General features: G+C 56.6%; 18 protein-coding genes. 7 read left to right on the top strand and 11 right to left on the bottom strand.

The genetic code is table 11. From position 1 onward, the window contains the following. Positions 1–247 precede the first annotated feature (247 nt). The 4 genes from NKH71_RS31870 to NKH71_RS31885 all read right to left on the bottom strand — a co-directional run bounded on the left by NKH71_RS31870 (position 248) and on the right by NKH71_RS31885 (position 10,562). Positions 248–1,621 (bottom strand): GmrSD restriction endonuclease domain-containing protein, encoded by a 1,374-nt coding sequence (locus NKH71_RS31870; RefSeq protein WP_352896132.1) that lies wholly within the window; start codon positions 1,619–1,621, stop codon positions 248–250. An 85-nt stretch (positions 1,622–1,706) separates the two neighbouring features. Continuing rightward, on the bottom strand, positions 1,707–3,317 hold the full coding sequence (locus tag NKH71_RS31875; protein ID WP_352896135.1) for an AAA family ATPase: 1,611 nt from the start codon (positions 3,315–3,317) through the stop codon (positions 1,707–1,709). Further along, positions 3,317–7,315 (bottom strand): Eco57I restriction-modification methylase domain-containing protein, encoded by a 3,999-nt coding sequence (locus NKH71_RS31880; RefSeq protein ID WP_352896137.1) that lies wholly within the window; start codon positions 7,313–7,315, stop codon positions 3,317–3,319. The genes NKH71_RS31875 and NKH71_RS31880 overlap by 1 nt, the downstream gene beginning before the upstream one ends. Continuing rightward, complete coding sequence (locus NKH71_RS31885; protein WP_352896140.1) at positions 7,299–10,562, bottom strand: helicase-related protein; 3,264 nt, start codon at positions 10,560–10,562, stop codon at positions 7,299–7,301. Before NKH71_RS31885 ends, NKH71_RS31880 begins: the two co-directional genes overlap by 17 nt. 535 nt (positions 10,563–11,097) lie before the next feature. Between NKH71_RS31885 and NKH71_RS31890 the strand changes: the two genes are divergently transcribed. The 7 genes from NKH71_RS31890 (at position 11,098) to istB (ending at position 19,385) form a co-directional block, all read left to right on the top strand. Then, on the top strand, positions 11,098–11,679 hold the full coding sequence (locus NKH71_RS31890; RefSeq protein ID WP_352896142.1) for a recombinase family protein: 582 nt from the start codon (positions 11,098–11,100) through the stop codon (positions 11,677–11,679). Between the two features lie 1,206 nt (positions 11,680–12,885). Then, positions 12,886–13,581, top strand: a complete 696-nt coding sequence (locus tag NKH71_RS31895; RefSeq protein WP_352896145.1) for an NlpC/P60 family protein — start codon at positions 12,886–12,888, stop codon at positions 13,579–13,581. Between the two features lie 154 nt (positions 13,582–13,735). Then, the gene (locus NKH71_RS31900) at positions 13,736–14,509 is read left to right on the top strand and encodes a hypothetical protein (RefSeq protein WP_352896148.1); all 774 of its coding nucleotides are present in this window, start codon (positions 13,736–13,738) and stop codon (positions 14,507–14,509) included. Positions 14,510–14,946: 437 nt separating this feature from the next. Then, positions 14,947–16,770: a hypothetical protein gene (locus tag NKH71_RS31905; RefSeq protein ID WP_352896150.1), complete on the top strand. Its 1,824-nt coding sequence runs from the start codon at positions 14,947–14,949 to the stop codon at positions 16,768–16,770. Between the two features lie 2 nt (positions 16,771–16,772). Continuing rightward, positions 16,773–17,375: a hypothetical protein gene (locus NKH71_RS31910; RefSeq protein WP_352896152.1), complete on the top strand. Its 603-nt coding sequence runs from the start codon at positions 16,773–16,775 to the stop codon at positions 17,373–17,375. Positions 17,376–17,864: 489 nt separating this feature from the next. Further along, positions 17,865–18,503, top strand: coding sequence for a Mu transposase domain-containing protein (locus NKH71_RS31915; protein WP_352896155.1), 639 nt, complete (start codon positions 17,865–17,867; stop codon positions 18,501–18,503). A gap of 126 nt (positions 18,504–18,629) precedes the next feature. Next, positions 18,630–19,385 (top strand): IS21-like element helper ATPase IstB, encoded by a 756-nt coding sequence (istB, locus tag NKH71_RS31920; protein ID WP_352896157.1) that lies wholly within the window; start codon positions 18,630–18,632, stop codon positions 19,383–19,385. A 226-nt stretch (positions 19,386–19,611) separates the two neighbouring features. Here istB and NKH71_RS31925 read toward each other — a convergent pair whose 3' ends face one another. The 7 genes from NKH71_RS31925 to NKH71_RS31955 form a co-directional block, all read right to left on the bottom strand. After that, on the bottom strand, positions 19,612–19,812 hold the full coding sequence (locus tag NKH71_RS31925; RefSeq protein ID WP_352896160.1) for a hypothetical protein: 201 nt from the start codon (positions 19,810–19,812) through the stop codon (positions 19,612–19,614). 275 nt (positions 19,813–20,087) lie between these two features. Next, entirely contained in the window at positions 20,088–20,693 is a 606-nt protein-coding gene (locus NKH71_RS31930) for a hypothetical protein (RefSeq protein ID WP_352896163.1), read from the bottom strand. A 1-nt stretch (position 20,694) separates the two neighbouring features. Then, complete coding sequence (locus NKH71_RS31935) at positions 20,695–20,940, bottom strand: HGGxSTG domain-containing protein (RefSeq protein WP_352896166.1); 246 nt, start codon at positions 20,938–20,940, stop codon at positions 20,695–20,697. After that, complete coding sequence (locus NKH71_RS31940) at positions 20,849–21,475, bottom strand: hypothetical protein (protein WP_352896169.1); 627 nt, start codon at positions 21,473–21,475, stop codon at positions 20,849–20,851. The genes NKH71_RS31935 and NKH71_RS31940 overlap by 92 nt, the downstream gene beginning before the upstream one ends. 31 nt (positions 21,476–21,506) lie before the next feature. Further along, the gene (locus NKH71_RS31945) at positions 21,507–21,812 is read right to left on the bottom strand and encodes a DUF6074 family protein (protein WP_352896172.1); all 306 of its coding nucleotides are present in this window, start codon (positions 21,810–21,812) and stop codon (positions 21,507–21,509) included. 80 nt (positions 21,813–21,892) lie between these two features. Further along, entirely contained in the window at positions 21,893–22,438 is a 546-nt protein-coding gene (locus NKH71_RS31950) for a hypothetical protein (RefSeq protein WP_352896175.1), read from the bottom strand. 60 nt (positions 22,439–22,498) lie between these two features. Further along, complete coding sequence (locus NKH71_RS31955) at positions 22,499–22,690, bottom strand: hypothetical protein (RefSeq protein WP_352896178.1); 192 nt, start codon at positions 22,688–22,690, stop codon at positions 22,499–22,501. Between the last annotated feature and the right edge of the window lie 97 nt (positions 22,691–22,787).

Below are 22,787 nucleotides of genomic sequence, written 5' to 3' on the forward strand. Positions count from 1 at the left end.
CCGTGTGTCCGCCGCTCCGCTAAACACGGGGGCTGCGCGGCGGACACGCCGACGTCACAGCTACTGCCACGCCATTTTTGCAGAACTTGACGCACACAACTTTGATTTCCCTAACCAAATAGGTTTGACTCGCTCTACGATGTGCGGATTACTGGCTGGGGTAACATGGTAACAACCCTCAGCTGTTTCGTCGATTGCTGCCACACTAGCAGAGTTGGTGAACAAGACTGTGTTTTAGGTCGCGAGTCTAGGCCACGCGCCCGCTGCCGTTCAATTTTTCCGCCAACGCCTGCGTCTCTGTCGCGCTTTTTGGATGGCATTTTTTGTGCACGGCCGCGCCGTTTTCGATCGACGTCGGTCCGCCCTTGCCGTGTTCTTCGATATGGTGAATTTCGACCTCGCGCCAGTTCATCGCCACGTCGCACACCGCGCATTGTTTTTTCTGGCGGTAGAATAGAACGCTGCGTTCCAGTTCACCGTAAAGCCGCACCGGGTCCTTAGGCTGCAGTGGCTGAAGGCTCCCCAACATCTTCTCCTGATAGAAACGATGCCGCTGGCCGATCGTGTCTCCTCGATCCGAATTGACGCGTGTCCATTGCGCATACTGCGACCAGTACTCGCTCGGCGTGGGGGCCTTCCTCGTCAGATTTCCTTCGGCGACCGCTGCCAAAAACTTGTCTAGCGCTTCCGGTAAGCGGCCTTCCCAGCTGCGCACATAGTCGTCCCATAGCGTGTCAGTGAGCAACACGAGGTGGATCGCGTCATGCCCGCGCAACTTTGCGTGCTTTCCAGGCTGGATCAGTTGGGCAAGCTTGTCGAGAATGGCGACCAGGCGAGATGCACCATCGGAAGCAGAATCGAAATCGAGATTCTGGTAATAGAAATCATCCAACGCCTGCGCGTTGATGTCACAATAGCTATCTGCGCCACTTTCCCGCCGATGGAAGAATAGCACAGCAATCTGCGCCGCGAGCTGCCGGGTCTTGCCACGATCCTGCCCAGGCTTCATGCCCAACGAGCGCACGAAGAAATCGTGGCCGGGATAGCGTACCAGTTCGGGCTTACCACCGATCTGCAATATGAAATCCGTGAAGTTGCCGGGGAACGCGTCCCGCCTCTCCTGCGCGCTTAGCGGTACGCCGCCCTGCAACCGGACAAAAAGGTCCCTTACCTCGTTGGCGTCTTTCGTCTCGATCTTCGCCACGGGAATCGAGGCATCGAGGAAGCGCGCCTGCAGTTCCTCACCCAAACGCTCAAAGTTCTTATGCGCCCAATGGCATGGCTGATTTTGGATGAAGCCAGGGAACTTGGCAGCCGCCGCGTCCACTACAGGATCGAACAACTTGAATGCACCTTGCGCGAACTCGCTCAGCGCGTTTATCCGTTGCTGACCGTCGATCACTTCGAGCCCCTCGGTTTTCATACCCGCGACACTCTTCGAAACATGATGCAGGTAGATGCGAGGCAAGGGATAACCGCGCAGCACGGAATCGATCAGTTTCTTCTTCTGCGTTGAATTCCAGACGATACCCCGCTGATATTCTGGATTCGCTTTCAGCATCTGTTCCTTGTGTAACTCGACAAGGTCCCCAACCGTCATGGTCTCCGATTTAGCTTTCACGATTTGCCCCCAAACTTCAAGATGCGTTACGACCGCGCTGTTAATTCTGCAGATGTCTAAGTTGCCCTATATAGCAGTACGTGATCTATGCCTGCTCGTATTTTGAGACCACTTTGAGCGCGAGCAATAGCGCGTCCGTCGCCGTGATTGCCCCCTGAACATCATACCGCTCCAATTGAGGAGTGCCGCCGTGCGAAAGCCGATTTAGGAGAATTTCAACATACATTTGAAGATTATCGAGCACATCGCGATATGCAGATTGGCTGCTCTTGTTGCTCCAATCCCTCGCTGCCCTGTAGAAATCTGAAAAAGCGATCTTTTCGCTATCGACCTGGTATTTCACCCCGATTCTCTTTTCTTCGCAGAACTCGCGAATTGCACGCTCTGCTGCAATCCGAGTGGCATTCCCAGCGGCATTGATATGTCCATCGGCAAGGAACTGCTTGGCCAAATGCATGGCTTCTTTCGCGGCGCTCGAACTCACTGGAAGTGGCGTCGGCGGCGTCGTGAGATTTCCTCCCGGATGAAGCACTGAGTAGGTCCAAAAGCGGTCTGCCTGATGCCTGCGGTGATAGCTGCGGGTCATATCGAACCACAGGCGGTCATGTGTGAGAATGATGATTTGCCAGTCCTTGAACTTGTCGGCTAGAAGATCGAGAACAGGCAAGCGGTTCGACTGGTCGAGACCGACGATCACATCATCGAGCACCATGAGCTTCGGCACGTCCGTGAGCGTCGTTTCACCGCACAGCTTTCGTCCTGCAAAGTATATGGCCAGCGCTAGCGCCGACTGACGCGCCTCATTCAGTGACAAATGCGGTGTATCGAGGTCCTCACCATTGAACTTGATCAAAGGCGTGACTTTTTTACCATCGAAGTCCCTGTGCCTCACCGGCCATTCCGTATTGTAGGTAAGTCTTGGAAAGCTGAGACTTTCCAGCTTGATGTCCTGCCAATGCAGAGCGGCGAGCATATCGTTTACCAGCGGCACCATCGCATCGAGCGCCTCGCCGAGACCTGAATTGAAGCTGGTCCGAAAACTGTTTCGCTCGTCCGCGTCGCGGCCGACGGACAAGTTGTAGCGGGGTGGCGAGATGTGGCGTTCAAGCACACGCCAAAGCTCTCTTAATGCCTCTTGCGAGCCCTCGTGCGTGGCCTGATAGTCCCTCAACGCGCCATGCACACACACGTCGAAAAGATTGATCGCGCCAGTGCTGTGACGGAAATTGGTTTCCAGAAGCGCGCGATAATCGAGGAACGCCTTTCGGTACCCCGCGCCGAACACACGTTCGCTTCGCGCTGCACCGGGGTCGCACGGATGACGGTTCGAATTCCATCGCTCGACCACGTCGTCTGAAAACTCGATCTCCACCCAGGTCTCGTCGGCGAAATTTGGACTGAAGAGATTTACGCTGTCTTCAAGCCGCTTGCGCCGTTGGGCGGGGTTTCGCTCAGTTACGGAGAAGAAGCCGTCGAGCGCATGGAAAATAGTAGACTTGCCGGAGCCGTTTTCGCCAAAGATCACAGCGTTTTTGCCCCCGAAAGGGATGGAGACTGTGGAGGGTCCAGGGAACGCGCGGAAATTGGAAAGCCGCAATTCCTTAATGCGAGGAGGAGGAGGAGGCGGAGGTGCGGCGCCTGCCTCCTGCACAGAATCCGCCAGTTCGCCTGCGATTGTTTCCCACCCGTTTGTCATTACCCCTTCCCCTCGATAGTCCGCACTACGTCGAGAGTCTGGAGGTCGGAAAGCATCACGCGAAGCGGCTGGGCGGGGGCGAGGTGTTGGCGAGCGAAGGCTTCGGCCGCCCGGATGAGCGCTTCGCCCTTGAGGCCGGCGAGCGCGCCGAGGCCCGCGTCAACCGCCGCGTCGAACAGCTTGAGACGGCGCGCGTGGAGATCGTCGGAGAAGTAAAGCTCGTAGACGAGGCCGTTGAGGAGTTGTTCGACAGCGGGGTGCTGCTCTGCTGAAAGAACAGCCACAAGCGCATCTATAACCGTTCGCTGTGCTTCGGTGACACGTGCGATCGGCACGCTTTGCATTACTTCGGAAAAAGCGCGTAGATAGCCACCACGGATCGCGTTAGAGACCTGCCTGTAATACCATTCGATCAGATTGCTATTTAGAACAGCGGTCATCCAGCGTTCGGTGGTAGGAATAAAGTAGCAAGTGTTCGCGCCGTAGGCGCATGACTCATCCCATGCGAAGCTCTGATGTTCGTAGATGTCCGGGTAGACAATCTTGGTAGTTTCGAACTCTCGCCAGTAAGCGATGTTATCTTGAATTTCGAACCACTTGTAAGGACCGGCTTTCCGCCCCGGCCACTCGCCACCTTTCCAGTCGCGAGGCTTCGGTTCCAGCGCCTTGCGAAATTGCTCCAGGTGCCGCTTCACCTCGGGATAGCGATCTATATCGATGCCCCTTCGCGTGAAGATCAGCCACAAATCCTGCGGCTCCACCCGCCAGCGCTTGATGTCCCGCCCACGCAGGAAGGGCTGGATGATCTCCGCGCTCTTCGGATCGGCGGCGATCAGTTGTGCGCGCGTGGCGCCGTCGATCACAAAGGCCTCGTTGTATCCCGTCAGAATGCCGCGATAGAATCGCCCCTCGACATAGTCGCCTAGTGGCACGCCCACAGCGCGGATGCGGGCGAGCAGGTCGCGTTTCACCGTCGGCTCGATCTGCCAGCCGCCTTTCTCCAGCGCCGACTGGGGCATGTCGAAACCTGCGCTTTCCACCAGCGCGGGGAAGTGCCAGATCTCGGCGCTTTCGCCCAGACCTTGCCAGTTGAGCGCACGGAAGCGGTCTTCCGGCTTCGGCCCGGGATGGGCACGGCGCTCGGCAACAATGATGGTGGGGTACGCGATGGCATCGAACACATCGGCATCGCCGAAGTCGATCAACAGATGGATCCGCGCATTGACGTTCATCCAATGGCGCAGGTTCTCGCCATATTTGGCGCGGTACCACTTGTTGGACGTGATGTAGCTGAATGCGCCGCCGGGCTTCAGAAGGCGCATTCCGCGTTCGATGAAATAGACGAACAAGTCGGCCGTGCCGGCATAGCTGCCGAGCGGCTGGCCCTTGCGGTCCTTCTCACCGTAGATCTTCTGCAGGACGGGCTTTTGATCGGTGATCTTCTCCTGCCTTACGTAGGGCGGGTTGCCGATCACTATGTCGAACCCGTCATGAAGCTGGAATACCCATAGCGGATCGAAGAAAGGCGCGCTGGCGTTCTGGTCGAACGGGTTCCAGGCGGCCGCCCTCTGCGCATCTTCATGTGGGAGCGAGTGTTCCGCCTCAAGGATTTCGGAGAGTTCGTCGCGGTATTGCTGGATCAGATCTCGGTACTTGCGCTTGGTGCGCATAGTTCGCGCGCCGAAGTGGCGTTGGGTGGCGTCCTCGATCAACCTCTCCAGTTCGCCGATGCGCCTGTTCGCGAACAAGTCATTCTGCTTCGGTCGGTCGAGCGGTATCAGGCTGTTCGCGGCGACGAGCTTGGTTTCGAGGTTCGGTAGAGGCTTGATGCCCAGGTTCGGACGGTCCGGGTGCAGCTTCTGCTCGACGGCAAGACTGATGAAGAAGCGCAGCTTGGCGATGAGGATGGCGATCGGCTGAATGTCCGACCCGAAAAGGCACTTCTCGATCAGATGCAGCTTGCGGACGTAATCGGCAAGTTCGTTGTCGGCGAATTCCTCGTCGAACGCCTTCAGCGCCGCCTCGGCCTCCTCCAACTCGGTCTCACGCCGCGTGATGTCATAGTTGCGGGCATCTGCGATCCGGCGTTGCAACGGGGCGCGCAGCGCCGCCTTCCACCGTACATTGTCCGGGTCCAGCCGACGCAGGATTTCCATCAGCGCCTGCAACATCCCCATTGGGAACGCACCCGAACCGCAGGCAGGATCGAGTATCTTCAGATCTTCGATAGCGGCGATGAGGGCGTCTCGTTCTCTATCCGAGAAATCCGGCACGGGCGCTGCGGGATCGAGCAGGGCATGAACACGGGCACTTACAAGCCTCGCCCCCTCAGGCGAGATATTCGGCTGGGGCTGGCTACGCTCCATTGCTAATTCGCCAGGAGCGGGCCCGAAATCGAAAGCTTCGCTCTTTGGCCGAATGCCACCTGCCTCTGGCTTGGACGCCCCGAGCGCACGGGTAAACTGATGTGCGAGCGTCTCCCGCACCATGAAATCGACAACGTAACGCGGCGTATAGAACGAGCCCGACATTTTCCGCGCCGAAGAGCTCGTTTCAGGATTGTATGACGCGAGCAAGTTTTCGAATACCTTGCCTAGTAGCTCTGGATCGAGTGCCACTTCCTCCTCGACCGAAGTGTTCTCCTCGACGGTGAAGACATAATCGTCGAACAGCGTGAACAGGCCGCGCGCGCTATAGCTCTTGCCTCTGGTTTCATAGTCGGCGTTGAGATCCACGTTCTCCGGCCCGCCAAAGAAGATGCGGTTGGGTATACGCAGCGGGTTTTTCGGGTGGTCTGAAAAGCCGTCCACCCGTAGCCGCTTGCTGTCGCTTATTCCCTTGAGGCTCGGATCGCGAACGAGATCGCGCTCGGTTAGCTCCCGGTCGAGGCATTCGAATAGGCCGCCGTTGAGAAACGGCACTTTGCGGAACAGGGCGAGCGCCGAGTCCGGATCTGCGAACAAGTCCTGATAGCGATAGACGTTGTGCACCAGGTAATGTGCATCCTGCCCGCCGTCAGTGTTTTTCGAGCGCCATTTGCGTCCCTCGCCCATTTCGGTATTGAGCGTGGCGAAGAATAGATTTTGCAGAACAGCGCGGTAGTAATTGCCATCGTCAGTCGCCTTGCCAGGATCGGAGTTCAGCAGCCCGCGCACGTCCTCCAGGCGGAATAGTTCTGCCGGGAGAAGGCCGCGTTCCTTGATGAACCAGCAGAAGATGACCCGCGTCAGGAGGCGAATAAGCGGCACTTCCGTCTTCGAGCCAGCACCTTCGGGAAAGGTGACGAGGCCCCGCGACCAAAAGAACCAGTTGCTCAGTTCCTTATAGAAAGCCTCGTTGAGTGTTTTAGTCGAAAGCGCGGCTTGCCAGCCGTCGTGCAGTTCACCGAAGTTGGACGGACGGGGGCGCATGGCCTGCCAGTCCAGCTTCGCAAGAATGCTCAGATGGCCGCGATGGGGCCGCTCGGTTGAGACATTGAGGATGACCGAGATGCGGCCCGTTTGAACCTCGCGGCTGGCATCGCGTTTGTGCTGCCGCCGCTCGCTTACTGCCAGCGAGATATGGCTGCCGCACCGGAACAGCACGACGACAGGCATCGGGAACAACGTATTGATCGCCCGCGTAATCCCGGCGAGTGCCGAACGCTTCCACTCGTCACCTTCGAGAGCGACGGCGAGAAAGACATAGCTATCAATAATCGAGCGGCCATAGCGCTCGCCCAAGTCGATCGTGCCCTGGTCGCGGCCGAGCATCGGGATCTCATCGTTGGTCAGCTGGAAAAGAAAGCGCACTTCCCGCCACTTGCGGAAATACGCCGCAGCGCGCCCCAGCCTGCCTTCGTGGTCGAGTGCTTCGGCGAAAGTCGCTGGATTGCCGTCGAGCGGGATGGTCTTGCCGCTCCGATAGCCGAGCGCTTCGAATAGCCCACGCCCCGCCTGCTCAAGCGGCTGATCCGCGAGGGCGCGAATCGCGCTATCGATGCTACGGATTTCCGTCACACAGGACTCCCGCCGGCCGGATGATCAGCCATGTGATCAGATCGTATTCGGAACCAGCGCGAGCCTGAGCCGTCTCATCCGCAACCCGGGCTCCACGCCCGATGCCCAGCGAGGCGAGCGCCCGCTTAGCTGACATTTCGCCGATGGAATCCACGGCGGCCGCGATCAGAGTGTCGTAACGCTCCAGCTTCTCGCCCTGTTCGGTCTCTCTGTCGAAGGCGTTGCACAGAGCTTCGAACGGCCCGGTACGGCCAAGGCTGAGCGCGCGCCATGCTTCCAATATTGGCTTCGGCTGGCCGAAAGCGAAGCGCACCGCGACGTTGTCCTTCATATAGACCAAGTAATAAGGGTCGAGTGGGTTGACCTTCATCTGCTCCGAGTTGGGATTGGGCGGGCGGCGACGAAGGCAGAAGATCGCGCCGGGATCAAGCGCACCGCCCTCGACGTCGTTCGGCACGATGGCATGAAGGCCGAGCGGGGCATCGCGCAACGCCTGCTCGTTGGCGCGCGCAAAGCCAAGCAGATCGGCGCGGAAATCGTCGAGTGCGAAATCGGCTAAGGTCACCCCGCCGCCGCTTTCCTCCAGGTCGAACACTTCGTCTTTCAGCCGGAGCATTTGCTCGTCCCGCCAGCGCAAGTCGCCTTCGGCTTCCGTCTTCTTGTTGAGCAGATCGTCGTCACCGGTCGCAGAAAGATCGACTAGCCGCATCCGCGCCTCGACCCGGCCCCTAAGCCCAAGATACTTGTTAAGTTCTTCGGTCGGCCAGAAATTGACCATTTGGATCGTATCGTTGAGGCTGCCGATGCGATCGATCCGACCAAAACGCTGGATCAGACGCACGGGGTTCCAATGGATGTCCACATTCACCAACAGGTCCGCATCTTGAAGGTTCTGACCTTCGGAGATGCAGTCCGTCGCGATTAGCAGGTCGATCTCGCTGGCCTGGTCCACATTCTTCATGTCCGCTCGACGCTTCGCTCTCGGAGCGAAATTGACAAGAATGTCCTGGAAATGCGCCCGCCCGAAGGTCGCCTTGCAATCCGTGCCTGTAACCAGCGCGGCCTCTAGCCCCAGTTCTCGCGCCAGCGGCACAAGCTGCTCGTAAAGATACCTGGCCGTGTCAGTGTAGGCCGTAAAAAGTATGATCTTGCGGTTGGCCTCGCCGTTCCGGTTCGTCGAAGGGTTGGCGGCCTTGTCGCGGAGGATCTCGGCGAGCTTCTCTAGTTTGGCATCCCGCTTGGGAGTCACCAGCCGCGCCGCGTCGGCGAGCCCGACGATGCGCTCCCTGTCGCGTTCCAAAGTCCCCTTCCACCGCTGGCGGTCGATGTGAGCCAATTTGTATTTCAGTGCACCGCCAACCTCAAAGGCTTCCTCCAACTCCTCGTCGAGCTCGTCCTCGTCGCTTAACTCGGAATCGACAGAAGCTGCTTCGTCATATGCGTCCAGTTCGCGAATACGCTGATCGATCCGGTCGATCATTCGTTCCATCGTGAGGCAGAACGAATTGACCGAGCTTTCCAGTCGCTTGAGGAAGCCGGACTTCATCATGGCGATCAGGTAGCGCTCGCGGTTGCCCTGATCGAAGTTGCCCCCCTTGTCATAGAGATGGTGATACTCGGGCAGCACGAAAACGAGGGGACTATAGAGCGCCAGCTCCAGTCCGTTTATCCTATCGTCAACCGCCTCGAACGAAGGGAAACTACCCTTGGTGTCTATAATGGAGAACACAGAAACGGGGGCGACGCGTTTCGGGAAGCTGCCGATTCGCTCCATCGACGCGGCGTAATGGCGCTCCACATGCTGGCGCGAACGCGCGATGGTGATGCCGTCCAAGAGACCGAACAGCGCGGGCGGAAGAGAAGTCAGCAGGACGGCGGCATCCCGATCGCCTCGCTTTGCCCATTCGATGAACCGGCGTTGGGCGGTGCCGATTAGCCCCGAAAGGTTGGGAACGCCAACCTCGGCGAAGCCGTCGTTTTTGTCAGCTGAGATGAGATCGAGCTGCGCCTTGAGGTCGCTCAGATTATTGTTTACGGGAGTGGCGGAGAGCAACAAGACCTTTGTTTTCAGCCCGGTCTTGACAATGTCATCCATCAGCCGCTCGTAACGAGTCTTGCGACCAGAGCCGCTTCGATTGCGCGACGCATTCCGGAAGTTGTGGGACTCGTCGATGACGACGAGATCGTAGTTGCCCCACTCGATCTTTGAGAGATCGATGTCGCCGACCTTTCCTTGCTCACGCGAAAGGTCGGTGTGGGAGAGCACTGTGTATCCGAGCCGGTCGGCGCGCAGCGGATTAAGTTCGCTGTTGTTGCCTGCGAGAAAGTCCGTCCAGTTCTCCCGCAGCTTCTTGGGGCACAGCACCAGGACGTTCTTGTTGCGCTTCTCGTACCACTTGATTACGCCGAGCGCTGTATAAGTTTTGCCAAGGCCAACGCTGTCGGCGAGAATACAGCCGCCGTGGCGCTCCAGCTTGGTGAGGATGGCGCGAAGCCCATCGCGCTGGAAATCGAACAGCGCCTGCCAAATTGCCGTCTGCTCAAACGCGGTCTGCTCAAATCTTACAGCTTCATCGGCCTGCTCTGCCAGGTACTCGCCGAAAATGTGCAGCAGCGTCTTGAAATAGACGAACTCGGGGCTCGCATGGACGTATATTGCTTCGAGAGCACTAAGGACTTCCTCAGTCACGTCGTTCGTAAGGCTCTCATCAGTCCAAAGCTCATTGAACCAGGCGAGCAGGTCTTCGCGGTCGCGATCGCCATCGACCACAAGGTTCAATTCGATGTTTGGAGAGGTTCCGAGGCCAAGCCCGCTCACAGTAAAATTCGAACTGCCAAGCAGCGCGTGGCTCCGGCGACCATCGTCGACATGGACTAGCTTTCCATGCAGAAGACCGGGACGCTTAACCGAACGTATTTTTACCTGTCGCCGAATCCAGTCGGCGCAACGCTGGGCCACCCCTCGCTGCCTAATCTGCTCGACCAGCCGCAGCCCGCCCTCATCCAGGGAGAACGCCGGAGGAACAAGGCCGCCATTGTTGGCATCGCGCAGGAACCGTGGCTCGCCGAACAGGAAGCGCATCTCCTCGACTTTGTCGAGAGTTCCGCGGAGATATTCATAAGCGAAGGTCGTAAAGTACGCAGACACGACGGATAGGCGGCTGCCGGGGATACCGCGCTCGGCAATGAACTGGTGTGCTGTTCCTCGCTCTCGGTTGTCTCGTATTCCGGATCTTGCAGTCATCATTGGACCTCACTGGCTTACCTGATGCCAGAAGCAGCGATGATTTTGAAGTTTTTAATTTTGACGACTCAGGTCTGGCCGAGGCCCTCAGCGATGGACATGGCGGTGCACAGTTAACAGGGAAGTTGGCGGCGGAAGCGCCCCACCTTGCTCTTTCCAATTAGACGCTGCTCGTTGTGTTGCCCAGGTGTTACCCTATGCCCAGGCGATACCTCTAAGAATCGGAAAATCATATAAAATTAGCCACTCACGTTCGCCCTTCGCAGGCAGAGGTCGCCGTTTTTGACGCTAACCTGATCAGCCAGAGCCTCTTTTTGAAGCGTCCGATTTTGGGCCGGGAGCAGCCCCTCCGCGAAGGGCAACGTTTTGCGCCCTATTGCCATGGCGCCAAGCGACTCAATAGAATGTCCGGTAAACGACCGTTTTCCGTACAGTGATCGAAGCATCCCTAGACTCTTCATCGAATCGGTTTTTGTGTCAGGAAATCGTGTCAGGAAATCTATTGTGCGGATAACGGTCTTGGCTTAGAATCCTGAACATGTTGATAGGATACGCACGGGTCTCTACGACCGATCAGAATCTTGATTTGCAACGCGATGCGCTGAGCAAGGCAGGCTGCACCAGGATATTTGAAGAGAAGAAGTCCGGGCGCGCCGGCACGAAGCGTCCGGAGTTCGACGCCGCCCTCGCCTACCTGCGACCGGATGATGTTCTAGTGGTTTGGAAACTGGATCGTCTTGGGCGTTCGCTTGTCGAGATGATGAGGACAATTGATACGCTTCGACGGCAGGAAATTAAGTTTCTCAGTCTTACTGAGCACTTCGATAGCGAAACGGCACATGGACGTTTCGCATTGCAGATGCACGGCGCAATGGCTGAGTACTTCCTTGATTTGAACCGCGAACGGACCATGGAGGGACTCAAGGCAGCCTTGGCTCGCGGGCGGAAGGGCGGTCGGAGGAAGAAGCTTTCTAACGGAGATATTGAAGCTGCCGCTGCTTTGCTGAAGGCAGGTACAATTCCTGTAGCCGAGGTCGCCAAAAGGATGGGAGTGTCACGAACGACATTTTACGCCTACTTCCCATCCGCACGCGAGAGCCATGGACAACGCGCTGTCTAAAAAACCTTCGCGAATTTCTTGAATGCCGCCCACGGAGATGGTCGTGACATCGAAGACCAACGCTTTCCCCCCGGTGGGCGATGGGGTGAAGATGTTGTCATAAATGGCCGCGTGGCAACAGCCTCCGACGCGCCGCTTGCCGGAGCGGCCATTTTACCAGACCCCGGAAAGAGGCTAACTGCTGCCGAGCAATCGCCCCGTGAGTTTGATCTGACTAGAGAGAAGCCCGTTCCTTAGCGGCTAAGCCTTGAGCGTCCCCTTGAGGGCGAAAGCTTGCGCGCCCGGCGGAGCCGCGGCACTTTCAGCCGAAAGGTAGCGAGGGGCAAACCCGATGGCCGCAACGAAAGACCAGTGGAAGGCGGGCTGTTGATGACGACCTGAGCGCGGTAGCCGTCGAGCTTGATCTCGTGAATCCAGTGCTCGCCCTCGGGCGGTTTTGTCTCGCGGCAAACCTGACCTATTTCGTCGATTATGCACGCTGCAGACCAACGTTATCATCAGCTCGAAGCGCAGCACCTTCAACCTATCCACCAGGTATTTTCGCACGAAGACGAGGCTCAAGCTGAATACCCCATCTCATTCAACAATGAGACCAACGGCGCCGAGTCGGTCTGGGCGATCCGAGAACCGGACACCATCCCTGCAATAGCAACGACGATGTTTTGATCACGGTGGGGGCGACAAGGCCTCTGTCCATCGATCCGGACGGCATGAGGAGTGGCTCCGTGCTCGTCATCCGGTTGGCGGGGACGGACCTCCGCGTCCGTTTCGCGGGAATCATGTTGCAGGGTAGCAGGGAAGCTTTTTCACGTGCTGACGCCGGACTACCTTGTAGATCTCTCCGCAGCGTCTACCGACGAGTCGAAGGGGTCAACAAAGCCAATTCACGCGGGCCGCAGGAAAGCACCGGCCTTGCAGGGCCGCCGAGACCGCGAGAAGCTTTTAGCTTGCAAGACGGGGTGGGAAGCAATTCGCAACGTTCTCACCAGGGTACTCAAGTACGAAGCCGGAAGCTGTCAATAGCCTTTGCAAACAAACGCGTATCTTTGTGGCCCGCTGTATGGTACCAAGCCAATTAAAACGCACCGTGCTGAAGAATGGCGACAAGTGGCTGGAAGCCACCAGTCTGTTGTGCATCGCGTGGCCTGCAGCCAGATATTATCAGCTGAACAGAGAGGGTTTAATATCCAAGCGCGGGGGGTCCAAATGAAAATCATTCAAATACAGCAGCGGCTCGCCGAGTTAGGCTATAGGCCCGGACCACTCGACGGAGCTTGGGGCCGGCAGACAATGGCAGCCGTGAGAGCCTTTCAGGCTAAAATGGACTTGGAGCCTGACGCAGTAGTCGGTCCGCTAACGTTGGCGGCGCTATTTCCAAATCAGGCAACCGAGTCCGGCCTTGATCAACCAAGCATTGTTTGGTTCAAAGAAGCTCTGCGGCTTCTTGGCACGCGAGAGAACCCGGCAACAGGATCCAACCCTGATATCATCGACTGGGCCACAGACGTCAATGTCATGTATAAAAACGATGATATACCTTGGTGCGGCTTATTTGTTGGGCACTGTATCGCATCGACTCTTGAGAGGGAGCCGCTTCCGACGAACGTGCTGAGCGCCAGGGCTTGGGCGAGATTCGGAATCAGCACTTCGCCAACAGCCGGTGCGGTGATGGTATTCTGGCGCAGATCGATCCAAAGTGGACTGGGCCATGTCGGCTTTTACGCTGGGGAAGACGAAACTGCCTACCGCATTTTGGGGGGCAATCAATCCGACAGTGTTTCCTTAGCATGGGTGAGCAAGGAAAGGCTTGTTTGCGCGCGTTGGCCCACCACAGTTCCGCCAACGATGTCGAACGCCCTGCGTGCAAATCGGGTCGATCAGCTGTCATGGAACGAGGCGTAGGAGCCGTAGCCTACGGCAAATGGCCTGGTCTATGCTCGTGGGTGCTGCTCGACATGAGCATAGACGATTGTGGTCGAGCTAAATCCATTAACATTCAGATGCCAAAAAACTGCGTCGCAATCCAGGCAGAAATGAGCGATCCCACAGAAGGTAGATGTCAGTCGTGTTGGAGCGCATTTGTGTCGAGCTTGCGAAACGTAGACCTCACATCATCGCGGTCGACGGTTACCTTGGGGCGGGCAAGACAACAGTGTCTGTTGAGATCGCGGCGCGCCTAAACTATTCCTGCCTCCACATCGACGATTTTCTCCGACCTCACGAAGGTAGTTTTCTTCCAAGTCTCCGGTATGAATGTTTGGAGAGCGGGATGATGAAGTCTCATGTCGTGATCGAGGGGGTCTGCGTCCTAGCTGTTCTTCGGCGTTTAAATCTTGCGAGTGATGTGCTAATCTATGTACGAGGGAGGACGCCCCGGGTGTCAACGAGAGACGGCTCGATCCTCGACGAAGTGGATCGATACACCAGGACGTTCAATCCCGAGCAGAAGGCCGATTACGTGATTGATACGCCGCAGGACCATACCAGTTGGCGACTTCAAGTCGATATCGCCTACATCAATGCGAAGACTAGGCTCGCTATGCTCCTTGCTGGTGGCGGCATTCTTGCCATCCTCATAGGGGCCGTCGTGTTCGTGATTGGCGCGACCGGGGAGGATACTACGACGATCAAGATAGCTGGTTTCGAGATTTCGGCGACAGGCCTTGGCGCTGTAATCTTAGCCACATCTGCCATTTGGGGGTACTTAGCATTTCTTGCCAGGCCGAAGTATTCGCACAGCAGACAATATAGAAACAGCAGTTCGGCAGATGGATCCTCTAACATAGAAGAGATCGAAAGTTCGACGGTGGTTAAGTCACGGCCTCAGTAATCGCACCGAGGGAGATCAATTCTAAGCTACTGTTCAACTCAATTCGGACCGAAGAGCACCTTGCATACCGGGCAACCTACCGAACGGTGTCAGAACATCCCATCGGCGGCATTCGAAGAGGATGTCCCAGACGACCTGCCAATCTGCCTCAGACGTATTCAGAACGGAGATGTCTCGCCATGAGCCGTCCCAAGCGAAATCCGATGCTATCTGTTCCCAATTCATGCGTGAACCATCCTCTATGATTGCTGTTCTAGCATGACATACCCCATGAGCGCTTTCCACAAATCCCAAGCCCGCTTTCCATTCCGCATTTATGAGTTTACGGCCTAGACTAGTAGTGACCCCGTAGAAACGTAGCCAACTCGCAAAAAAAAAGCTATGCTTGATGCTGAGAGGGTCGGCCCGCGCGGAAGAAAGCCGACTGCGGTTGTCTCATGAGCATCCGGCGAACGAAATTCTTAATCGCTCTTGTTGCGGTACTCATTGTCAATTCTGCATACATGCCGTCGCCCGAAGCGGGGTTATTGTCTCTATTCGAAAAGGGGCTGATGAAGGCGGGGGAAGAGGCGACTGAGAAAGCCGCAACATCTGCTGGGAGACGGGCGCTGCGTACCGGAGTTCACGCCGGTACGTTTACTGAACGTGCTGCCGCGGTGGCGGCTTCGATCGCCTTGCCGACTGGCGCGCTCTATGTAGAGCGCGAAGGTGACCGGTTAATCACATGGATCATAGGGAAGCAACAAGGACCAAGCATCAATCTGGCAGAGCCCAACTGGCAGTCGAAATTGCAATCTTTGGCAGTCCAGACAAAAGATTTGCCCGCGCCAGCGATCGTTTTTGACTACCCCACAGCCCGGTCCTTGAGGTCCGAGGCCCGTGCCGCGCAATTGTTGCATGATTTGTACGTCGTGGATGAACTAGGCCGATTCTATCCCCTACGGAATATCCCAGAGGTCGGCTTTGTACTGGAGTTGAAACCAAGTCTGGTTGTTCCGATTTCCGATCCTCCGCCGTCGCTCCAAATACTTAGCTACTTGGATGCCAGTGTCGACACATCCAAACTGCACTTCATCACAACCATGACCAAGAACGACGCCGATTCTTTGCGCAGGCTCGCGACGAACGCGGGCGACAAACTAATTCCTCTGGAAGATTTGCGTCATACCGGGAACCTTGTCCTGCCAGGAACCGAGGGTTCCCTAACAATATTTATTGGGCACGTCGAGGGTGACGGGTTCGCGATCCGGTTGCCAGACGGTACTTTAGCAGAAAAAATCGGTTTCGATGTGATCGAAGATGCCGCAGCCAAACAGCAATTGTCGGTATTATTCGTCGGCTGTAATACATACGCCTGCAGCGGAATTAGCGGGACCACCCGCGAGGTGCGTGATACCGAAATTGCGGAGGCTCTGACGAAAATCATGGGGGCCCAATCGAACGCGGATTTGATCGAGCAGTTTGGTACCAGGACCCACCCCTTTGTAATATCCAATGACTCTTTGTCAGTTGCAGCTGATAGGCTGCAAATGCGTCTCTATTCATTACCAGATGGAGCTCGTACTGCCCGAACAGGAGCAATTGGGCTGCGGCTAAGCGGATATCTGCCTAGCCCTGCAGACCCAGGAATCTGGGTTGTGTTTCTGTGGCTATTCGGAGCAGGCGTCGTTGTTGCTAGAACAATCAACTACTTTGATGATAGCTCACTGCGCCAATCATTTGGCCGCGTATATCCTTCTATATCAAATCGCTTAGTGGCGCCTAGGCGTCATCGATTGCAAAGCACTGTGAGAGAACTTGTATATATGTCTTTTGCACCGCTAACGAGTATATACCTCGTATTTGTTGTTGTACTGTCGGCATTCAACTTCAGCGTCTCCGCCTGGAGCAAAAGAGACGATGTGATGGAGAGCGCTTGGAGTCTTCTGATTGTGCCTCACTTGGTGGCACTAGGGTTGGCAATATTCCTATCTGACTATTTAGTGCTGTTTGCGCCTGTGGCTCTGTCCTTCACTGCGATATACTTTATCTCTGAGGGAGCGCTGCTTTCTCTGGGTGTATCTTTATGCGTAGCTTTTTTGGTATATATGTACAGGCCGGCTATCCTAGTTGAGCTCGACCGCGCACAACTCGCCGGCGCGCTGTGGATCACCAAGCGACACAACCACCGCTTTGTTTCAGCTGCGTATCTGTCATTAAAGACCCTGCCGGTGGTTGTGAGCGCGGGGTTCATTGGATGGATGTTCGTTATTCTGGAGTGAGAATGCCCGTCGCCAGAGTCACCTCCATCGTAGAGCTAATTCAGGCTCGGATGCCAGATGTATTGGCCGAACTTCGTCGATCGCATCCTGGTTCTCTTGATCTCTTGTCTGAAGGACTTGTCATGGGCGACAAGGCCATGGCTCCTGGGTCTGCGGTGTACTGTGCATTGGCACGTTCCGGTTTGCAGGTGGCGCACAAAGAGATAGCTGACATTCTTCGAGACCTGCCGCTCCGCGCTCGATACGCCAAACGTATCAGATTGATTGGGTCAATTGTGGCGGCGCTGATGAGCGCCGGCGTCGTTACATCCGCTATATTCAGCACCAAGGAAGTAACGATAATCACCGCTTTGCTAAGCTTTGTCGTCACGGTGGGCAGCTCGGCTGCGAGTCATCTTGAAACGCCTCTTTTCGGTACAAACGGGATAGCTGAACTTACCGAGGAGTGCCTTAGACTTGAGATGGAGACGCAGAAAGCTGAGTTTGAGTTGCAATACCAGCTATCCCTGGAGAATGCGGATTGTATAAATGCCGCAACAACCGTCAACGATATATGTGCAAAGCTTAGACGCTTGTCTGTATTTGGCGATGTGAATCGATCATAGAAAGGGAGCGGCTGTGCTACAGCAAGATGAACCAAATAATGTCGACGAGTTGGTACGTTTGCGGGCAGAAAACTTGGGGCTTAAATCGCGCAATGGGCTCAGACCCGGTTGGGTAATGAAGTCTCTAATCGGCTTCGTGATAACGCTGGTTTTCATTGCGTTTGCAATAGTGGCAGCGATGCAGGATCTGGGAAGCCAACTAGACGGCAAATTTTCAGATATATCGAAGCAACTCGAATCGCGGTAGTAAATCCTATCCGGTTCGCGCGACGCGACCCAACACGCTCATGCGGAGTTCGTGTCTTTGAACGACGCGAAGGCGGTCGAAGACTGTGCGGCCTTCGTCGCCTTGTTCACGCCACTGCGGGGCCCGACCAGCTTGTTTGCGTTCACCCCGAAAGCACGCCTCGGCTCTATGTGGGCTGTGGCGTCGGCGTTCTTCCGGCACGGCCAAGAAAGCCTCGGGATAAATCGAAAGTGGAAAATGGAGTGCGTTTTGCCCAATCCTGCATTCTGGGGCGTCTGCGCAACCAGACCTTCTTCTCGCTGGCCGAGGCCAATGCCGCCATTCGCCAGGCACTCGATCGCATCAATGATCATGTCATGCGTCGGCTGGGCGTCAGTCGCCGGCAACTGTTTGAGAGCGTCGAGCGTGCTGCGCTCGCAAGCCTTCCGAGCGAAGACTACGAATTCGCCGAGTGGCGTTTGGCCTGCGTCTCGACGGACTACCATGTCGAGTTCAAGACCTTCTTTTATTCCGTACCGCACAACCTCATTCGCCAGCAAGTCGATCTGAGAGCAACGGCACGCACCATCGAGATCTTTCACCGCGGCAAGCGCATTGCCGTCCATCAGCGCCGTTATGGCGGCCCTCGTCATGGGACTGATCCGGATCATATGCCCAGCTCCCACCGGCGATATGCCGAGTGGACGCCGGATCGGTTCCGTCGCTGGGCCGCATCCGTCGGGCCCGAGAGACGGAAGGCTTGGTTGTCGCAATCCTCGCCAGCCGCCCACATCCTGAACAAGGCTTTCGAACATGCCTGGGTGTTCTGCGCCTGTTTCGCGATGTCACACGCGATCGCGCCGAAGCCGTGTCAGCCCGCGCTGTCGAGATCGGTGGGCTGAACTGCAAGAGCATCGCCTCGCTCATCGCCAATCACAAGGCCGCAAGGCAGTCCACCGAACCAACCGCCATCGTCGATCACGCCAATCTGCGTGGCCCTGATTACTTTTCATTGAGGAGATACACCCATGCTGATCAATCCCACCATCGACATGCTGCGCGAACTCGGCCTTTACGGCATGGCAACCGCTTTCCTAGAACTCGACGCACAGTCCGAAGCGCGCGGCCTCGAGCACGGCGAATGGCTTGCTATGCTGCTCGATCGCGAGGCGACCATGCGCCGCCAGAAGCGTTTCGAAGCCCGCGCCAGGGCTGCAACGCTTCGCCATGACGCACAGATCGAGAATGCCGACTTTCGTGCCGCACGCGGTCTTGACCGCAACCTGTTCATGGCGCTCGCCGGCTGCGACTGGATTCGCAAGCATCACAGTCTTCTCATCACCGGGCCGGCGGGCGTCGGCAAGAGCTGGCTGGCCTGTGCGCTTGGCCACAAAGCTTGCCGAGAGGATTTCTCCGTCGCCTATCACCGCGTTCCTCGGCTGTTTGCAGCACTTGCCCTCGCGAGAGGCGACGGACGTTATGGCCGGATCCTCAAACAACTCGCCAAAACCGACCTTCTCATTCTCGATGACTGGGGGCCGGAAAAACTCAATGATAACCAGCGGCGTGATGTGCTTGAGAACATTGAAGACCGCTACGAACGCCGATCGACAATCGTCACCAGTCAGCTGCCCCTGGATCGCTGGTACGAGATCATTGCAAACCCAACTCTGGCCGATGTCATCCTGGACCGCCTCGTTCACAACGCCTATCGCATCGATCTCACCGGAGAAAGCATGCGAAAACAGCGCTCGCCAAAAGCCTCTGAAACAGCGCAAGCTTGACCGGAAACGAAACCCAATCCAAACATCAACCAGACCCAGGATCAGTCCGAAAAATGGCCGGCTTCAAATCGGAACACCGGCCGGAATGAAATCGGGAATGACTGGCCGGCTTCAAATCGGAATCGATGGCCGGCTTCGTCGGAATACGCACACAGATATGGCGAGATCCTTCGGCGTGTGGAACTGAGCCCAATCACGTTCGTCGCGAAATCGACACAGGCGGCCGTCAATTCAGAAAAGGCATCGTCCATGTGGTGAACATCTCAAAGTCGACGCTCGCAAAGAAGTGGCCGCATGCTGAGAAACGGTGAATTTCGGTCGCCGCAGCCTCCGGCCCTTCAGGAGATTCGCGCAGAAACTGAGTCAGCAATCGGCTGTCAGAGTTCTGGTTTCTCCTTAGCGCTCCCGGCGACATGCCCGTGCTCATGGCAGCGGCCGTTTGTCATTGCGGGCGATTGGCACGGAATTCCCCCTCGCCGCGTCCGAGCCTAGCATCGCGGGCAGAGATGGTTTGCGAATTGCTTTGCATGGAGTTGTCCTCGGAACTCCGCTGATCCAAGCTCCCGTCTAGCGCGGCCCTTGGTAGGCAAGAAATTCCAGCCGGCCTGCCAACGCTACGCCCGCCCGCAAATCGAAATATGTAGCCTAAACGCGGCGCCTCATTGATTGCGCTCGCTGTTTCGAACGGATCGAGCCGACCTGCTAAATCAGCCCAGTGAGCCTGGCCATCAGCTGGCACGTGCCAATATCCAAAATATCTTCGTAACGGTCGAACTTTGCCTCTGCTCTGCCGTAAGTCCGATGCCTCATCCATTTCGGCTTTGGCGGAAAGTCCCAATCGTCGGGATCGAACGAACCGATCGAACAGAGCCGCCTTTTGATCTTGGCTTGTCCGTGATGAGCCCTACCGGTGTGGTCGAGAAACTGAGAATGATACGCGACCTGTCGACCCCAATGTTTCTTTGACGCGAACTTAGCGGCCCCCGGCGGCATCCAGAGCACTGACACGGGAATGTGCAGACGGGGACACGCAAAGTACCACTGCCGCCCCCCAAAGTGTCGGCGCATCGTCCATAGAGGGATTCGCTGCATGTCCTTGTTGAAACGGATGTGGAACCAGCCACCCTCGGAATCACCCATGTCGGCGGAGATCGTGGCAGCCGCCCGCGGTTCATCGTAGAAGCTGTCTGTCCAGGTGACTGAGCAGCTCCGGTACGAACCGGGGGTGATGAAGTCATTTCGGATCAAGCGGTTTATGTCGAGCTTGAGACCGGCTTCCAGCGTGGCTCGCTGCCGTGACCTTGGCATGTCACCCCACCACTTCGATAACTTCTTTGATCTCGGCTAGAAGCTCGCGAAAGTACCGACGTTCGGCAACTGACTCGGCCGAGTACCTCCCGTGCTTGAAAGCGTTGCTATTGCCTTTGGGCGCTCCGGGAGACTTGCCGCCGTGCAATCTGCACCTACCGTTGGGCATTGCCGGTGATTTGCACGGAATCGCCGACCTCGTCCTCGCACCGCATCGAGGGCTGGAATGCATCTGTAATCTTTGCATGGGGTTGATCCTCAATTTGGGTGGTGCCCCCTCCCCTCTCCTGTGAGGCGGCATTGACCGTCCCAACGACGGCTTGCCCGCCAGCATGGACGTGCACGTGCTCGACCGTGACCTTCTGCTGCCCTTTGCCTCGGTGTCGGTTGAGTGCTTCCAGGATCGTGGCGTATGTCCGCGAGAGTTTGTTTGCCTGACTGAGGTTCTCTTTGCGGCCTTCGAACGTTTGCTCTCCAATCATAGCGCGGCGGTAGCATTCCATCGCTGCGTTGTGAGCGGCGATCGCCTGAGCCGCCAGCATCCCTTCAAGCTCGTCGTTTGGGGCGATACCCACCAGCGCCGCAATTGTTGCATTGAGCTGGTTGTCGCGTTCTTCAGAACTCGAATTCTTCAGCCACAGGGTTTGAAGCGTTTGGTTGGCCATGAGGTTATTCCAAACGTCAGACTTTGAGCTACCTAAGCGTCTCAAACGACCGCTCGGTGCATCGGGATCAATGTTGAGTGTGGTTGGCTTGGACTCGCTGTTGTTAAGACCGGTCATGGCCCGCTACCTCGGATTACACAGTCGATCATCATGCGACATGGCCGCCGTCCGGGCGGTGCGCGCGATAGACTAGTCGGTTAATCTCCACCTGAACGGCCGACCAAAATTTTCCTATGTGCTCATCCTGCTCCTCTTCACCGAGCCCGGTCTTTCCAAGTTGCTTTAAAAGGGCATCGGTGACCTGGTTACGGTAGGATAGCGCCGCTCGGTCAGTCGGCTTGTCCAGCATCTTGAGGGCTACATCGCGGATACGGCCCGAACGACGTGGCATTGGGAATATGATCACTCGCCCCACGGGTAGCCACTTAAATAGGGGAAGGTCGTCATGCGTCATCGGAGTCTCCGCTGTCGCCTCCATACATGGTAGATAATACTGCCCGCTGTGAGCGGGCACAGAGTTGTTGAAATTGAGCGTTATCGTCCGGCAAGAGCGGACACTCCGGTTTCAATGGCCCGCTCAGAACGGGCGAGTCTTTCAGACTGGCCCGCTGTGGGCGGACCATTGGTCCGCTGAGAACGGGCCGCTGTTTTTTCAGAGAAGTCGCAGCCTGGCTGCCACTTCATGAACTCTTTTGAGCCGCCCATCAGAACCCGACTCGGCAAATCCTGCGGCAATTCCGTCAAAAGCCAGCGAGTGGATCGGGCACCACTTCGGCCGTTCTCAGTTACCTTCCAGCTAAACGAACCCTTTAGCTGCGGCTTGATCATGCCCTTTACTTGCAGGCCTTTGAATGCCTTCTCCACGGCCGTGTTGCTGCTGTTGATAAGCGCTTCGGCCTCGCGGTGTGACATCGGTATGTCGCCATTGTTGCGGCCGTTGTAGCGACGCTTGATTTCGAGATATAGAGTTCGCTCATAAACGTTGGAATGCTGCCACGCGACCGACTTCATCATCCATTCGTACATCTGGAAGAAGTGACCATCGCTCGTTGCACGATTCCTGTCGTTCCTACGCTTCATTAGGCATCTCACAGGGCTCGCGGCAGTTTGCGGGGTTCAGATTCCGGTCGGCCAGTTCCATCAGACCGCGTCATCCATAAAAAACTTAATGAGCTTGGAGCGGCTGGCTACGTATCGCTCACCGATTTGCCTAACCATCGGAAGCTTACCTGCCCTGACCATGTGGTAGGTCTGCTGATAATTGCGACCGAGCAGTTTGCCGATATCCTCGATGCCCCAGATCAGGTCGAGGCCGTCCGACTTCGTATCCATCCACATCCTCTCAATTTCGCTTGCATGTTGTAAATCACAATGATTTACATTACCGTGATTTCATTGCGCGTCAAGATGCAATAAATTACGGTGATGT

The organism is Mesorhizobium sp. M0983 (genome assembly GCF_040318975.1).
In the GTDB taxonomy this organism is placed as follows: Bacteria; Pseudomonadota; Alphaproteobacteria; order Rhizobiales; family Rhizobiaceae; genus Mesorhizobium.

Bases quoted from the DNA above. Each gene is read 5' to 3' on its own strand.
- NKH71_RS31875 (WP_352896135.1), bottom strand. From the start codon at position 3,317: ATGACAAACGGGTGGGAAACAATCGCAGGCGAACTGGCGGATTCTGTG.
- NKH71_RS31885 (WP_352896140.1), bottom strand. From the start codon at position 10,562: ATGATGACTGCAAGATCCGGAATACGAGACAACCGAGAGCGAGGAACA.
- NKH71_RS31890 (WP_352896142.1), top strand. From the start codon at position 11,098: ATGTTGATAGGATACGCACGGGTCTCTACGACCGATCAGAATCTTGAT.
- NKH71_RS31895 (WP_352896145.1), top strand. From the start codon at position 12,886: ATGAAAATCATTCAAATACAGCAGCGGCTCGCCGAGTTAGGCTATAGG.
- NKH71_RS31900 (WP_352896148.1), top strand. From the start codon at position 13,736: ATGTCAGTCGTGTTGGAGCGCATTTGTGTCGAGCTTGCGAAACGTAGA.
- NKH71_RS31905 (WP_352896150.1), top strand. From the start codon at position 14,947: ATGAGCATCCGGCGAACGAAATTCTTAATCGCTCTTGTTGCGGTACTC.
- NKH71_RS31910 (WP_352896152.1), top strand. From the start codon at position 16,773: ATGCCCGTCGCCAGAGTCACCTCCATCGTAGAGCTAATTCAGGCTCGG.
- istB (WP_352896157.1), top strand. From the start codon at position 18,630: ATGCTGATCAATCCCACCATCGACATGCTGCGCGAACTCGGCCTTTAC.
- NKH71_RS31925 (WP_352896160.1), bottom strand. From the start codon at position 19,812: ATGAGCACGGGCATGTCGCCGGGAGCGCTAAGGAGAAACCAGAACTCT.
- NKH71_RS31930 (WP_352896163.1), bottom strand. From the start codon at position 20,693: ATGCCAAGGTCACGGCAGCGAGCCACGCTGGAAGCCGGTCTCAAGCTC.
- NKH71_RS31935 (WP_352896166.1), bottom strand. From the start codon at position 20,940: ATGCAAAGATTACAGATGCATTCCAGCCCTCGATGCGGTGCGAGGACG.
- NKH71_RS31940 (WP_352896169.1), bottom strand. From the start codon at position 21,475: ATGACCGGTCTTAACAACAGCGAGTCCAAGCCAACCACACTCAACATT.
- NKH71_RS31945 (WP_352896172.1), bottom strand. From the start codon at position 21,812: ATGACGCATGACGACCTTCCCCTATTTAAGTGGCTACCCGTGGGGCGA.
- NKH71_RS31950 (WP_352896175.1), bottom strand. From the start codon at position 22,438: ATGAAGCGTAGGAACGACAGGAATCGTGCAACGAGCGATGGTCACTTC.
- NKH71_RS31955 (WP_352896178.1), bottom strand. From the start codon at position 22,690: ATGGATACGAAGTCGGACGGCCTCGACCTGATCTGGGGCATCGAGGAT.